At 61.2% G+C, this 13,834-nt stretch carries 11 protein-coding genes; 3 read left to right on the forward strand and 8 right to left on the reverse strand.

Annotated elements, in window-relative coordinates; translation table 11 throughout:
* Nucleotides 1-425 precede the first annotated feature (425 nt).
* The 3 genes from SPE70_RS21185 to SPE70_RS21195 all read left to right on the forward strand — a co-directional run bounded on the left by SPE70_RS21185 (nucleotide 426) and on the right by SPE70_RS21195 (nucleotide 4,228).
* Entirely contained in the window at nucleotides 426-1,715 is a 1,290-nt protein-coding gene (locus tag SPE70_RS21185; RefSeq protein WP_008806259.1) for an HAAAP family serine/threonine permease, read from the forward strand.
* Nucleotides 1,716-1,780: 65 nt separating this feature from the next.
* On the forward strand, nucleotides 1,781-3,148 hold the full coding sequence (locus SPE70_RS21190; protein WP_012540721.1) for an L-serine ammonia-lyase: 1,368 nt from the start codon (nucleotides 1,781-1,783) through the stop codon (nucleotides 3,146-3,148).
* A 138-nt stretch (nucleotides 3,149-3,286) separates the two neighbouring features.
* The gene (locus SPE70_RS21195; RefSeq protein WP_002915261.1) at nucleotides 3,287-4,228 is read left to right on the forward strand and encodes an aliphatic sulfonate ABC transporter substrate-binding protein; all 942 of its coding nucleotides are present in this window, start codon (nucleotides 3,287-3,289) and stop codon (nucleotides 4,226-4,228) included.
* Nucleotides 4,229-4,273: 45 nt separating this feature from the next.
* On the opposite strand, the gene SPE70_RS21200 is transcribed toward SPE70_RS21195, so the two are convergent.
* From SPE70_RS21200 to ssuD, 8 genes are all read right to left on the reverse strand, one after another.
* Nucleotides 4,274-5,497 carry an acyl-CoA dehydrogenase family protein gene (locus tag SPE70_RS21200; protein WP_012967322.1) on the reverse strand — a complete coding sequence of 408 codons (1,224 nt, stop codon included), beginning with the start codon at nucleotides 5,495-5,497 and terminating at the stop codon, nucleotides 4,274-4,276.
* A gap of 10 nt (nucleotides 5,498-5,507) precedes the next feature.
* Nucleotides 5,508-6,929 (reverse strand): MFS transporter, encoded by a 1,422-nt coding sequence (locus tag SPE70_RS21205; protein ID WP_324726406.1) that lies wholly within the window; start codon nucleotides 6,927-6,929, stop codon nucleotides 5,508-5,510.
* A gap of 193 nt (nucleotides 6,930-7,122) precedes the next feature.
* Nucleotides 7,123-8,001 (reverse strand): MetQ/NlpA family ABC transporter substrate-binding protein, encoded by an 879-nt coding sequence (locus tag SPE70_RS21210; RefSeq protein ID WP_008806262.1) that lies wholly within the window; start codon nucleotides 7,999-8,001, stop codon nucleotides 7,123-7,125.
* Nucleotides 7,998-8,696, reverse strand: a complete 699-nt coding sequence (locus SPE70_RS21215) for a methionine ABC transporter permease (RefSeq protein WP_008806263.1) — start codon at nucleotides 8,694-8,696, stop codon at nucleotides 7,998-8,000. Before SPE70_RS21215 ends, SPE70_RS21210 begins: the two co-directional genes overlap by 4 nt.
* A complete protein-coding gene (locus tag SPE70_RS21220; protein WP_008806264.1) occupies nucleotides 8,693-9,715 on the reverse strand; it encodes a methionine ABC transporter ATP-binding protein in 1,023 nt (340 codons plus the stop codon). The genes SPE70_RS21215 and SPE70_RS21220 overlap by 4 nt, the downstream gene beginning before the upstream one ends.
* The gene (locus tag SPE70_RS21225; RefSeq protein WP_012540717.1) at nucleotides 9,712-11,118 is read right to left on the reverse strand and encodes an LLM class flavin-dependent oxidoreductase; all 1,407 of its coding nucleotides are present in this window, start codon (nucleotides 11,116-11,118) and stop codon (nucleotides 9,712-9,714) included. The genes SPE70_RS21220 and SPE70_RS21225 overlap by 4 nt, the downstream gene beginning before the upstream one ends.
* Before the next feature lie 73 nt (nucleotides 11,119-11,191).
* Nucleotides 11,192-12,589, reverse strand: a complete 1,398-nt coding sequence (locus SPE70_RS21230) for an FAD/NAD(P)-binding protein (RefSeq protein WP_136047547.1) — start codon at nucleotides 12,587-12,589, stop codon at nucleotides 11,192-11,194.
* 46 nt (nucleotides 12,590-12,635) lie between these two features.
* Nucleotides 12,636-13,808, reverse strand: a complete 1,173-nt coding sequence (gene ssuD, locus SPE70_RS21235; RefSeq protein WP_022065017.1) for an FMNH2-dependent alkanesulfonate monooxygenase — start codon at nucleotides 13,806-13,808, stop codon at nucleotides 12,636-12,638.
* Nucleotides 13,809-13,834: the final 26 nt, after the last annotated feature.

Here is a 13,834-nt window from a genome sequence, read left to right on the forward strand (position 1 = left end):
TTTCTGTTATTATTCATTCACCTGAATCATTTCTACATAGCCAATCGTTTGCGTTGGTAAAAACTGCGACAATTATCACTGCAAAAAATGGTTTTAAGCGCAAAAACGTCGACTACATCTCTTTTTTACAGTAAATCCCTCGTTATTACGCCGCTCCGCTTTTATCTCATATGCTGCAAATGGTAGCCTGCGCGCCACAAATCGCTGGCTGATCACCAGAAACAGGCTGTTGGACTAAAAATACGCACATTGAAAGTGGATTATTGCATTTGAGATCGCGATCACTGATGCATAAACCATATAAATGTATCTTTCCGGCCCAATTATTACGGAGAAAATTTCTAAAAAAACCGTAATTAAACGAATTTCATGTTACGCAATTGTATTTGTTCATTAGATTTTGTTGATTCCTCCAGGAGATACAGATGGAAACCACTCAAACCAGCACCATCGTTTCGGGCGAAACCCGCAGCGGATGGCGTAAAACCGACACCATGTGGATGCTGGGCCTGTACGGTACAGCGATCGGCGCGGGCGTCTTGTTCCTGCCGATCAACGCCGGCGTCGGCGGCATGATCCCCCTGATTATCATGGCGATTCTGGCCTTCCCGATGACCTTCTTCGCTCACCGCGGTATGACTCGCTTCGTCCTCTCCGGGAAAAATCCGGGCGAAGACATCACCGAAGTGGTGGAAGAACACTTTGGCGTAGGCGCAGGGAAGCTGATTACCCTGCTCTACTTCTTCGCTATCTACCCGATCCTGCTGGTGTACAGCGTGGCGATCACTAACACCGTCGAAACCTTCATGGCGCACCAACTGCACATGACGCCGCCGCCGCGCGCCATTCTGTCGCTGATCCTGATCGTCGGCATGATGACCATCGTGCGTTTCGGTGAGCAGATGATTGTGAAAGCGATGAGCATCCTGGTGTTCCCGTTCGTTATCGCCCTGATGATTCTGGCGCTGTACCTGATCCCGCAGTGGAACGGCGCGGCGCTGGAGACGCTCTCCCTGAGCAGCGCCTCCGCAACCGGCAATGGCCTGCTGATGACCCTGTGGCTGGCGATCCCGGTGATGGTCTTCTCCTTCAACCACTCGCCGATCATCTCCTCCTTCGCGGTGGCCAAGCGTGAAGAGTACGGCGCAGGCGCCGAGAAGAAATGCTCCAGCATCCTGGCCCGCGCTCACATTATGATGGTGCTGACCGTGATGTTCTTCGTATTCAGCTGCGTCCTGAGCCTCTCTCCGGCGGACCTGGCGGCGGCGAAAGAGCAGAACATCTCGATTCTGTCTTACCTGGCAAACCACTTTAACGCGCCGGTTATCGCCTGGATGGCACCGATCATCGCGATGATCGCCATCACCAAATCCTTCCTCGGCCACTATCTGGGCGCCCGCGAAGGCTTTAACGGCATGGTGATTAAATCCCTGCGCAGTAAAGGCAAATCTATCGAAGTCAACAAACTGAACAAGCTGACCGCGCTGTTCATGCTGGTGACCACCTGGATTGTGGCGACGCTGAACCCGAGCATCCTCGGGATGATCGAGACCCTTGGCGGCCCGATTATCGCGATGATCCTGTTCCTGATGCCGATGTACGCGATTCAGAAAGTGCCGGCGATGCGTAAATACAGCGGCCATATCAGCAACGTCTTCGTGGTGATTATGGGTCTGATTGCCATCTCCGCGATCTTCTACTCGCTGTTCAGCTAATTCAGTCAATACCTCCCCCCGCGCCGCTTAACGGCGGCGCGCTTTCCGACAGCACGGGAATACATATGATCAGCGTATTCGATATCTTTAAAATCGGCATTGGCCCTTCCAGCTCCCATACCGTTGGACCGATGAAAGCGGGCAAACAATTCACTGACGATCTGATCGCACGCGGCCTGCTGGCCGACGTCAGCAAAGTCGTCGTCGACGTCTATGGCTCCCTCTCCCTGACCGGTAAAGGCCACCATACCGACATCGCGATTATCATGGGACTCGCCGGCAACCTGCCGGACACCGTCGACATCGACGCCATTCCGGGCTTTATTCAGGACGTTAACACCCATGGCCGCCTGATGCTGGCCAACGGTCAGCACGAAGTGGACTTCCCGGTCGATCAGTGCATGAATTTCCATGCCGACAACCTGTCGCTGCATGAGAACGGCATGCGCATTACCGCCCTGGCCGGTGACAAGGTGATCTACAGCCAGACGTATTACTCTATCGGCGGCGGCTTTATCGTCGACGAAGCGCACTTCGGCCAGATCGCCGATGCGCCGGTTGCGGTTCCTTACCCTTATAAAAACGCCGCCGACCTGCAGCGTCACTGCCGTGAAACCGGGCTGTCGCTCTCTGGGCTGATGATGCAGAACGAACTGGCGCTGCACAGCAAAGAAGCGCTGGAGCAACACTTTGCCGCGGTATGGGAAGTGATGAGCGCCGGTATCGAACGCGGCATCACCACCGAAGGCGTTCTGCCGGGCAAACTGCGCGTGCCGCGCCGGGCCGCCGCGCTGCGCCGCATGCTGGTGAGTCAGGACACCACCAACAGCGATCCGATGGCGGTGGTCGACTGGATCAATATGTTCGCCCTGGCGGTGAACGAAGAGAACGCCGCCGGTGGCCGGGTCGTTACCGCGCCAACCAACGGCGCCTGCGGTATCGTGCCGGCGGTGCTGGCCTACTACGACAAGTTTATCCGCAAAGTGAACAGCAACTCTCTGGCCCGCTATATGCTGGTCGCCAGCGCGATTGGTTCGCTGTATAAGATGAACGCGTCCATCTCCGGCGCCGAAGTCGGCTGCCAGGGTGAAGTGGGCGTCGCCTGCTCGATGGCGGCGGCCGGTCTGGCGGAACTGCTGGGCGGTAGTCCGGGTCAGGTGTGCATCGCGGCAGAGATCGCCATGGAGCATAACCTCGGCCTGACCTGCGACCCGGTTGCCGGCCAGGTGCAGGTACCGTGCATCGAACGCAACGCTATCGCCGCCGTGAAAGCGGTCAACGCCGCGCGAATGGCGCTGCGCCGGACCAGCGAGCCGCGCGTCTGCCTCGATAAAGTGATCGAGACCATGTACGAAACCGGTAAAGACATGAACGCCAAGTACCGGGAAACCTCTCGCGGTGGCCTGGCGATGAAGATCGTCGCCTGCGATTAATCCTCAGACCCGGCACGCGTCGACGTGTCGGGTCATCGTCCTGAATAACTCTTTTTGTTATATCAATAAAATTTTAGTTATTTAATGGTTATAAGCGCTGTTTGTTACCTTACGCAAAACCGCTAAGGAGAACAGACAATGTCCAACCGATTCCGTCCCGCCTGGCTGCTGGTCCTCGCCGCCCTCTCTACCTCCGCGCTGGCCAAAGCGCCGGAAACCGTCAACATCGGCTATCAAAAGGCGAATATCTTCGCGCTGCTGAAGTATCGCGGCACGCTGGATGAGAGCCTGAAAAAACAGGGTATTGCCGTACGCTGGGTCGAATTCCCCGCCGGCCCGCAAATGCTGGAGGGGCTGAACGTCGGTAGTATCGATCTGGCCGCGACCGGCGATGCGCCTCCGGCCTTTGCCCAGGCGGCGCAAGCCGATCTGGTCTACCTTGCCCATTCCCCCGCTAACCCGAAAACGGAAGCGATTGTGGTGCCTGAACAGTCGGCAATCCACAGCGTGGCCGACCTGAAGGGCAAGCGCGTGGGGTTGAACAAGGGGTCTGACGTCAACTACCTGCTGGTTGCCGCACTGGAAAAAGCGGGCCTCAGCTATAAAGACATCACCCCGGTCTATCTGCCGCCGGCGGATGCCCGCGCCGCTTTCCAGCGCGGGGCGATTGATGCGTGGGTGATCTGGGATCCGTTCCTCGCAGAAGTGGAAACCAACGCGAAAGCCCGACAGATCCGCAATGCCGAGGGGCTGGTGCCGCACTACACCTTCTATCTCGCCAGCCGCAAGTTTGCAGATACCTACCCGGAGACAGCAAAGCAGGTGGTGGATGAGCTGGGTAAACTCAGCGCGTGGGCGAACAGCCATCAGGACGAGGCCGCCGGGCTGCTGTCGACCTCAACCGGGCTGGATAAAGCCATCTGGCTGAAGACCCTGGCCCGCCTGCCCTACGGTGCCGAACGCATGACCCCGGCGGTGTATAACGAACAGCAGGCGCTGGCGGATACCTTTACGCGCATCGGCCTGCTGCCGGTGAAAGTCGACGTGCGCAGCGCCACCTGGTCGCTGGATAAACCTTGATTTTCCTGACGACGGGAAGCACTGCGCCTCCCGTCGCCGACAGGCTTACCCCGCCGTTTTCTCACCATTGCCTATCTGCCAGATAAAGGTGGGCGCTTCACCGTTCACCAGCCAGTTACCGATATTACGTGCCTTATAAATCACCGGATTATGCGAGGCGACCGTCCGCGCATTGCGCCAGTGGCGATCCAGCGCAAGGCGAGTTCGCGTATCCGACGCCCCGAGGGCATTAAACAGCTCCGTCGCCGCCCGCGGGATCCAGTCGCTGGCGATCACCTGCGCCTGCGCCGCTTCCACTTCCGCCAGCTGGTTACGCCGGGCGATCAGCGCTTCGTCGTCGCTGACGTGCGCCACATAGGCCTGCTGCAGCGATTCCGCAGCCTGCAGGACCGCGGCCCGGGTCGCCCATGCCCAGCTGCTGATCTGCCCAACGACCTGCAGAACCTGAGCGTCATCGCGCGGCACGGCGGCGTTGCCGTGGCTGTACATCCGGGAGCGATGTTTGACGCCCTGCGCGGCATCCCGCTCAACCGCCAGGCCAATGCCCGCGAGGGTCGCCAGCAGCACATGCTGGTAGAAGGCGGTCTGATAGCGAAAGCGCTGGGCAAAATCATAGACATGTTCGGTTTCCACCCGAGCGCCGGTAAAGCGGGTGGTCCCGCTGCCGGTCAACCGCTGGCCAAAGCCATCCCAGTCATCTTCCCGCACCACGCCGGTCTGCTGGGTACTGACCAAGGCTATCACATCGCCGGCGGTATCACTGCGCCGGGCAAACACATCGATCCAGTCGGCGTACAGCGCGCCGGTGCTGTAAAACTTCTCGCCGTCGAGTCGCCAGCCGCCCTCTGTCGGCGTCACTCTGGTGTTCACCTCTCCCAGCTTAACCGCGCCGATCTCCGTCCAGCCGCTGCCCACCAGCTCACCGTCGAGGAAGCGACGAAACCAGCGGTCGCGCCCGGCGGAATCCGGCTGATTCAGCTGATCTTCCACAAAGGCAAAGTGCGCGCGCAGGGCCTGCGGCAGGTTAGAGTCCGCTTGCGCCAGCTCGATCAGCAGCGCGCTGAGCTGCGGCAGCGAAGCGCCCCAGCCGCCCTTCTCGCGCGGGATACGCAGCGTGCCGAAGCCCGCTTCTTTCAGCCAGCGGATCGGCTCATCGGGCAGAATGCGCTGCTGTTCGCGCTCCGCAGCGCCCTGGGCGATACGGGTGAATATCGGGCGGAAGGCGGCCGCCAGCGCGTCATAATCGGTGCCAGTGGAGAGCAGGGTCATTGTCAGTTCCTTATTCATGGAGTGCGTCGATATCTTCTCGCATCGGTTCATGACGGACCGCCAGCAGGAAGAAAATGGGAATAATGGCGGCAAGCGAGACCACCCAGAACATCTGCGTGCCGAGGGAGGCCTGCAGCAGCGGCAGAATAAACAACGCCAGCGCGCTGCCGATCCCGGAGAGTGCCCGGCTGAAACCGACCCCGGTGGCGCGAATGGCAGTAGGATAGGAGAGCGCCGGGTAGATCATCAGCTGCGCCCCCGGGCCAAACCCTTCGGCGAACAGCCACAGCCCCAGCATCGCGATAGCCAGCACGATACCTGCCGTCGCGTGCGGTTGCCCCACCAGCGCCAGCACAATCAGCGCCACAAACTGCAGGGCGAAGCCGGCTATCGCCACATGACGCGAAGGATATTTCCACGCCAGATGCATACCGAGCAGCCCGCCGGTAAAAGCAAACAGGGCGTTCAGCCCCAGCGATGCCGAAATAGTTTCGAAGACGCCAGCCCCGAGGAACTGGGCAAGAATTGACGGCAGGAAAAAGGCAATCGCCGTGTACTCGAAGGAGATACAGATATTCATCACCCCGGCGACGATAGTCCGCTCGCGGTAGGGTTTTTCGAACAGCACGCGGAAGCTCACTTTCGGCGCTGGCGCGGGCTTCGCCGCCGGGACCTCATGGGCATGGATCCCCCAGGAGTCGCGTAAAATACGCACTGCAGAGGTCAGATCGCCCTGGTTCGCCGCCCACAGCGGGGATTCATTCATAAATCGACTGCGGACGGCAATAATCAGCAGTGCCGGCACGGCGCCGAACAGCAGAGAGGCGCGCCACAGCCAGTCAAGATGCTCCTGCGGCAGCAGGAAATAGAGGCCGAAGATAATGAGAAAGCAGACGGTTGAGGCGGCGTACCACATCGGGCACCACGCCGCGAGGCGAGCCGCTTTGTTGCCTTTGCCGGCAAAGCGGGAAAACTCGGCCAGATAGGACATCGCTACCGGCAGGTCGATGCCAACGCCGATGCCCATCAGGAAGCGGGCGCCAATCAACACCCAGACGTTCGGCGCCAGCCCGGCGGCGATAGCCGAAATCACGAAAAAGAACATATCGGCCATAAAAACCGAATAGCGACCATATTTATCGGTCAGCCAGCCGCCGATAATATTGCCGACGATAGTCCCGACCATAATGGACGAAGTCACCAGGCCGGTCAGCAGCGGTGAGAGCTGAAATTCACGTACAACGTCATCAATACCGTAGGAGAGCGTGGTTAAGTCATATGCGTCGAGAAAAACGCCCCCCAGCGCGAGGAAGACAATCATCCGCGCATATTTCGCTTGTTCCTTGCCGGAATTAATTAGCCGCGCCACATCCCCGACGCTACTGACCGGTACCGAAGCGATACCGGGATTATCCACTGGTAATGTACTCATTTTTTCACCTTATTATTTTGTGCAGGTCATCAGCGGTTATAGACCGCGCGCGACGAGAATCAAAACAACAAATCATTCTATAAAAATCAATATAATCAATAAGTTAATAAATATTACCAGCACAAAAAGGACGCGCTTTCGCGCATCCTCAAGGGAAATAAATAACAACGAAAATAGACGTCGTGCAGGACGCTTATTCCGCGGACACTGGAACTAATACGTCTTTTACCAGCGGGTCATCGGTGGTTTGTAACCACGTCTGGATCCGCGGGTCAGAAAAAGCCTGTTTTAATTTGACGATATTTTCCTGCGATAAATACGGTGTACCAATCACTAATTGCGAAGCAAAGGTGCGCGGCGCCGGCGGGAATAATATGCCTTTCTCACGCGGCACTTTCCCGGCGTCAAATTGCGAGACATAGCCGATGGCGGCATCCACCGAATTTAACGCCCGCGGCATGGTCAGCAGATCCAGCTCTTTAAAGACAAACTGATGCGGGTTACCGACAATATTTTTCAGCTTCGCCGTACGCGGCTCCACCGCCGGGTCGAGCGAGATCAACCCAATGCGCTGGAGCAGCCACAGGGCCTGCCCCTGATTGGCGCCATCGTCAGGCACGACAATGGTCGCGCCGTTGGGCAACGCCTGTACCGACGAGTAGCGGTCGGAATAGATGCCAAACGCCCACTGGAACACCGGCACCGTGGTCGACAGCGCAAAGCCGTTAGCGTCCACCACCTGTTTAAGCCACCACTGATGCTGATAGATCGTCCCGGCATACTGTCCTTCCGCTACCGCGCGGTCAGCCTGGACCGGATCCTGCACCCCCACCGCCTCCAGTTTCAGACCGTAATCGGGCGCAATATGCTGATTAATATACTCAATGATCCGCTGCTCGCCGGCCATCGCCGGCTCGTAGTGAATTTTTAACGTGCTGCCGAAGACCACCTGCTGGCTTTGGGTATGTCCCCGCCACCACCAGAAGGCGATGGCGAGCAGGATAATCACCGCCAGCGCCGCCAGCCAGGGCCAGCGCCGCGCTTTACGTAACTCAAATTGCTCTGTTGTCATACAAGGTTCCCCTGCGTGTGGCGTAAACGGTTGACCAGACGGTCACCCAAAAATTGAATCAACTGGATCGTGGCGATCAGGGCAACGATCGTCGCGATCATGATGTGGTTGTCGAAGCGCTGATAGCCGTACACCACGGCCAGGTAGCCGATGCCGCCGGCGCCGATGGTCCCGGCGATAGCCGAATACTCAATCATCGAGACCAGGTTCAGCGTCACCGCCGCCACCAGCGCGGGCAAGGCTTCACTGAGCTGCGCGCTGGCAATGATTTGCCAGCGCGACCCGCCGCAGACGACCCCCACTGCGGTGACCTCCGCCGGCAACTCGCGCAGCGCGTTCTCCACCAGACGGCCAAAGAACGGGACGCCGGCGGCGATCATCGGCACTACCGCGGCGGGGATGCCAATCGTGGTGCCGGTCAGCCAGTAAGTGAACGGGATAATAGCGGCCATCAGCACCAGAAACGGCAGCGAACGTCCCATATTGACCACCCAGTTCAGCAGCCGGTACAGCAGCGCGTGCGGAAATAAGCCCCGCGGCGAGGCGTTAAACAACACCACCCCCACCAGCCCCCCCAGCGTGACGACAAACAGCATCACAATGGCCACCATAAGCCAGGTTTCGCCATAGGCGGGGAGCAGCAGCGAAGGGATTTCGCCCCAGGGGGTATCCTGGCTGATGACTGTCGGTTTCATACCACCTCCCTGAGCAACGGCGCGCTGTCGAGGATCTCCGCCGTTATGCCGAGCTGCGCCAGCAGGCCCTGCAGTCGCGCGGGCGACAGGCGTTCGCCCTGAAAGCGCACTCCGGCCTGCAGGCGACCGGCCAGCCGACCATTAATCACCTCGACGTGACCGCCAAGGAGATCGATCTGCAGCGCCCACTGCTGGCTCAGGCGGCTGATCCAGTCGGTGGCCACCGGCACATCCCAGCGGTAGCTCAGACGCAGCAGCAGATCGCTGTGGGCCGCTGCCGCCGGCGTCAGCGGCAACAGCTGCTGGCCGAGCAGAGAATCGGGACGCGCCAGCAGATCTTCGATCCGCCCGTACTGGACGATCGTCCCGTCGCGGATCTCCGCCACCGCATCCGCCGCCGTGCGCACCGCGTCCATTTCATGGGTGATCAGGACGATCGCCAGCTGGTACTCGTCACGCAGCCGCTTGAGCAGAGCCAGCACCGAGGCCGTGGCCTGAGGATCGAGGCCGGAGGTGGCTTCATCCGCCAGCAGAACGGACGGGCGCAGCGCCAGCGCGCGGGCAATGCCGATCCGCTGGCGCTGGCCGCCTGAGAGCTGGGCCGGCCAGGCATCCGCTTTGTGGCTCAGGCCGACGCTCTCCAGCAGCTCGCCAACCCGCGCCTTGATATCGCGCTCCACCACACCCAGCCACGCCAGCGGTAGGGCGACATTCTCCCAGGCGGTCCTGCGGCTCAACAGCGCCGAAGACTGGAAAACGGTGCCAATCGCCCGCCGTTCCCGGCGCAGCGCCTCGCCGGACAGCGCCGACAGATCCTGGCCATTGATACGAATGCTGCCGCTGTCCGGTTGCTCCAGCAGGCTGATGCAGCGCGCCAGGGTTGATTTACCGGCGCCGCTCGGCCCCACCACCGCGGTGATGGAGCGCTCAGGCACCTGCAGCGACAGCCCTTTCAGCACCGCGCTGAGCCGGCCATCCGCCGTGCGGTAACTTTTATGCAGGTCATCGATAGCGATCATGTCACCTTCTCCTCTACCGATGCCGCCGTGCGCGCATCGCGGCGGTAGCTGGCGCCCGGGTGAGGCGCGGCCAGACGCGGGCCGGCGCCGAACAGTTTTTCGCGCAGGGTCCCCTCGCGGTACTCCTGCTTAAAGACGCCGCGCTTTTGCAGCTCAGGCACCAGCAGCTCGACGACGTCGCGGAAGGTTTCGTGAGTGACGGCATAGGCGAGGTTAAAGCCATCGACGTCCGTCTCTTCGACCCAGGACTGCAGTTCGTCCGCCACGGTTTGCGCGCTGCCAACCACCAGCGGACCGAAGCCGCCGATCCCCGCCCAATCGGCCAGGGCCTGCACCGTCCACTGGCGGTTCGGATCAGCGGTCGAAAAGGCCTCCACCGCCGACTGAATGGCGTTGGTGTGCAGATACTTCAGCACCTGATCCGGCTGATACTGGCCGAAATCGATCCCCGTCCAGCCGGAGAGCAGCGCCAGCGCGCCTTCATAGCTGACGTACTGCTTATATTCCTGCCACTTCGCCTGCGCCTCGCGGTCGGTGTCGCCGACAATCACCGTCTGCAGGTTGAAGATCAGGATGCTGTGCGGATCGCGCCCCGCCTCAACTGCCCGGCGGCGAATATCCGCCACCGTCTTCTTCAGCAGCACCTTCGACGGCGCAGCGACGAAGACACATTCGGCATGGCCGGCGGCGAACTGTTTGCCGCGGCTGGACGCCCCCGCCTGATACAGCACCGGCGTGCGCTGCGGGGATGGCTCGCAGAGGTGGATCCCCGGCACGGAAAAGAACTGTCCCTGATGGTTAATGGGATGGATTTTCCGCGGATCGCTGAAGATCTTCCGCTCTCTGTCGCGCAGCACCGCCCCATCCTCCCAGCTTCCCTCCAGCAACTTATAGATCACCTGCAAATACTCATCGGCATAGTCATAGCGGGTGTCATGGTCGGTCTGGGTCTGCTGGCCGATATTGCGCGCCCCGCTCTCCAGATAGGAGGTGACGATATTCCAGCCCACCCGCCCTTTGGTCAGATGATCGAGCGTCGACAGACGACGAGCGAAGGGGTAAGGATGCTCAAACGACAGCGAGGCGGTCAGGCCGAAGCCCAGATGCTCCGTCACCAGCGCCATCGGGGTGATCAGTGCCAGCGGATCGTTGACCGGAACCTGCGTCGCCTGGCGGATCGCCGCGTCGCCGCTGCCGTTCAGTACGTCATAGATCCCCAGCACGTCGGCGATGAACAGCCCGTCGAACTTGCCGCGCTCCAGCAGCCGCGCCAGATCCACCCAGTACTCCAGATCTTTATACTGCCAAGAGCGATCCCGGGGATGCGCCCACAGGCCCGGCGACTGATGGCCGACGCAGTTCATATCGAAAGCGTTAAGACGAATTTCACGTTGTGATGACATAGCAATCTCCATAGCGCGGCCCGTCGCCGGGGCGCACGCGGCAAAATGAATCAGGGAAAATAAAGGGAGGTATTCAGTACGCAGGACATCGGGAGTCCAGCGGGATCCCGAGCGTGAGTAACGCTTGCGCCGCCACGTCGGCGGCATGGTCGGCTACCTGCGGCAGGCCCATCAGTTCGCCAAAACGCCCGCGGGCGGCCGGACCGGCCACCAGCACCGGCGGCGCCTCAACGTGCGGCTCAGCCACTGCCCGGGAACGGCTGTCCACCTCCAGGCCCATGCCGAGGGCATCGGCGCGAATCAGGCCGCGGCGGGCGAGGTCCTGTAAAAATGGCTGGCTGTCGGTCAGGGCGCGGTGTGCGGGTCCGGTCGTCAGGATCAGGTGATCGACGCTCAGGGTTTGCACACCGCCGCCGCGCCGCGCCAGCGTCAGACGCAGCGTTTCGCCTTCACCGCTTATCGACAGTAGCCTGGCCGCCTGCACCTGCAGACTGCCCGTGCGCTGGCGCGCCTCCAGCACCTCGGCGACCTGCGGCGCCACGCGGTAGCGGTGGACATCCCAGTAATGGCGCAGATGGCGCAGAAAACGCTGGCGATCGGCGACGCTGAGCACCTGCCAGATCCGCTGCCCCTGCTGACGAACCGCATCCAGCACCACCTGCCAGCTCAGGCCCTGCTGCGCCGCATACGCGACGTCGAGGCGGATCTGACGCAGGCGCTGACGCAGGTTGCCCTGCTGATAGTCGCCGGGCCAGGTTGTCCCTGCGCCGCTAAGGTTGCCGCGCGACAGCAGGCCGTGGCGCGAAAAGGCGACGATACTGCCGCGGTGGCCCAGCCGGTCCAGCGTCGCGACCGTATCGGCCATGGTTAATCCGGTGCCCATCACCGCCACCCGGGCGTGCGGGGCGATGGCATCGAGCGCGCCGGGCTGCCACGGGTTGGCAATCAGCGCCGGATGATGACGCCAGGCTTCGGCCTGCGGCGGCAGCGAAGGCGGTGGATGACTGATCGCCAGCACCAGCAGATCGGCCTTAAGCTGCAGGCCGCCGTCGGTGGTCACCGTCCCCTGATGAAAAGCGAGCGCCCGATCGCGCAGGTGGCGAAGCCGTCCGCCGCTGGACGCCACGGCGTCGGCAAAACGCTGCGCCACATAGCGACCAAACTGGCCGCGCTGAGGGTAGACGGAACCGTCCGGGCGCAGCGCCTGCACATCGACGGCAAAGGCAGGCTGATGGCGGTACCAATGATCGAAGGCGCCCTCTTCGTCGCCGGCCAGCTGCATGCGAGCGGCCGGAACGTTAATCCGGTGCGTCGGCTCCGCAGTGGAGTAGGCCACCCCGGCCCCGGGGGACTGGCGCGGCTCCAGCAGCGTCACGCGCACCCCGTTCGGCGCCAGGCGCAGCAGCTCAATCGCCACCGCCGCGCCGCTAAAGCCGCCGCCGATAATCACGATATGCGGTTCTGCACTCATCGCTGCCCTCCTCCGGTATGCTGTCTCATGGTCGCGCTCCGGGCCATCAGCTGGCGCTGACCTGGCGCACCGGGCGCTTATCGCCGCCGATGGTTTCGCCAAACGGACCGGTGTTCACGCTACGCGCCTTCGACGAGGCCGCGTTTTCCAGCGGCAGCAGAGGCATCACCAGCTCAGCAAAGCGGTGCGCTTCTTCCAGATGTGGGTAGCCGGAGAAGATAAAGTTGCTGATGCCGAGCGCCTGATATTCGCGGATGCGTTCCGCTACCTGCTGCGGATTACCCACCAGCGCGGTACCCGCGCCGCCGCGCACCAGTCCGACGCCGGCCCACAGATTGGGCGCAATGCGCAGATTATCGCGCGACCCCTGATGCAGGGCGCTCATCCGCGCCTGGCCGGCCGAGTCCATGCGGGCGAAGATCTTTTGCGCCTGGGCAATGGTATCGTCGTCAAGATGGGCGATCAGCCGGTCGGCGGCGGCCCATGCCTCTTCTTCCGTTTCGCGCACAATGACGTGCAGACGAATGCCGTACTGCAGGGTGCGTCCGCGGGCCGCGGCGCGCTCGCGCACCACCGCCAGCTTCTCCGCCACCAGTTCCGGGGGTTCGCCCCACGTCAGATAGCTGTCGATCTGCTCGGCCGCCACATCAATGGCCGCATCAGAAGAGCCGCCGAAATAGAGCGGCGGGCCATTCTCCTGTACCGGCGGGAACAGCACTTCAGCGCCTTCCACGTGAATATGCTCGCCGTGATAGTCCACTTTTTCCCCGCGCAGCAGGCGGGTGTAAACATCAAGAAATTCGCGGGTCACCTGATAGCGCTCGCTGTGGCTGAGAAAGATGCCATCGCCTTTGTTTTCCACCGGGTCGCCGCCGGTAACGACGTTGATCAGCAGCCGACCTTCCGATAAACGGTCGAGGGTGGCCGCCATCCGCGCCGCCAGGGTTGGCGGCTGCAGGCCCGGCCTGACCGCCACCAGATAGCGCAGACGGCGGGTCAACGGCGCCAGCGCCGAGGCCACCAGCCACGAATCTTCACAGCTTTTACCGGTGGGGATCAGCACGCCGTAGTAGCCCAGACTGTCGGCCGCCAACGCCACCTGCTGCAGATAAGGTAAATCGACCGGGCGTCCACCCTCGGTGGTACCCAGATAACGGCCATCGCCATGGGTAGGTAAGAACCAGAAGACATTGATCTTGTCGGGAGCTTGCTGCGTCATTATCTATTTCCTATATAACCATATCC

Origin of the sequence: Klebsiella sp. ZJOU C1 (assembly GCF_035620215.1) — a bacterium.
GTDB lineage: Bacteria > Pseudomonadota > Gammaproteobacteria > Enterobacterales > Enterobacteriaceae > Klebsiella > Klebsiella variicola.

Excerpts from the sequence above, each read along its gene's own strand:
- SPE70_RS21185 (WP_008806259.1), top strand. The coding sequence starts at position 426 with ATGGAAACCACTCAAACCAGCACCATCGTTTCGGGCGAAACCCGCAGC.
- SPE70_RS21190 (WP_012540721.1), top strand. The coding sequence starts at position 1,781 with ATGATCAGCGTATTCGATATCTTTAAAATCGGCATTGGCCCTTCCAGC.
- SPE70_RS21195 (WP_002915261.1), top strand. The coding sequence starts at position 3,287 with ATGTCCAACCGATTCCGTCCCGCCTGGCTGCTGGTCCTCGCCGCCCTC.
- SPE70_RS21200 (WP_012967322.1), bottom strand. The coding sequence starts at position 5,497 with ATGACCCTGCTCTCCACTGGCACCGATTATGACGCGCTGGCGGCCGCC.
- SPE70_RS21205 (WP_324726406.1), bottom strand. The coding sequence starts at position 6,929 with ATGAGTACATTACCAGTGGATAATCCCGGTATCGCTTCGGTACCGGTC.
- SPE70_RS21210 (WP_008806262.1), bottom strand. The coding sequence starts at position 8,001 with ATGACAACAGAGCAATTTGAGTTACGTAAAGCGCGGCGCTGGCCCTGG.
- SPE70_RS21215 (WP_008806263.1), bottom strand. The coding sequence starts at position 8,696 with ATGAAACCGACAGTCATCAGCCAGGATACCCCCTGGGGCGAAATCCCT.
- SPE70_RS21220 (WP_008806264.1), bottom strand. The coding sequence starts at position 9,715 with ATGATCGCTATCGATGACCTGCATAAAAGTTACCGCACGGCGGATGGC.
- SPE70_RS21225 (WP_012540717.1), bottom strand. The coding sequence starts at position 11,118 with ATGTCATCACAACGTGAAATTCGTCTTAACGCTTTCGATATGAACTGC.
- SPE70_RS21230 (WP_136047547.1), bottom strand. The coding sequence starts at position 12,589 with ATGAGTGCAGAACCGCATATCGTGATTATCGGCGGCGGCTTTAGCGGC.
- ssuD (WP_022065017.1), bottom strand. The coding sequence starts at position 13,808 with ATGACGCAGCAAGCTCCCGACAAGATCAATGTCTTCTGGTTCTTACCT.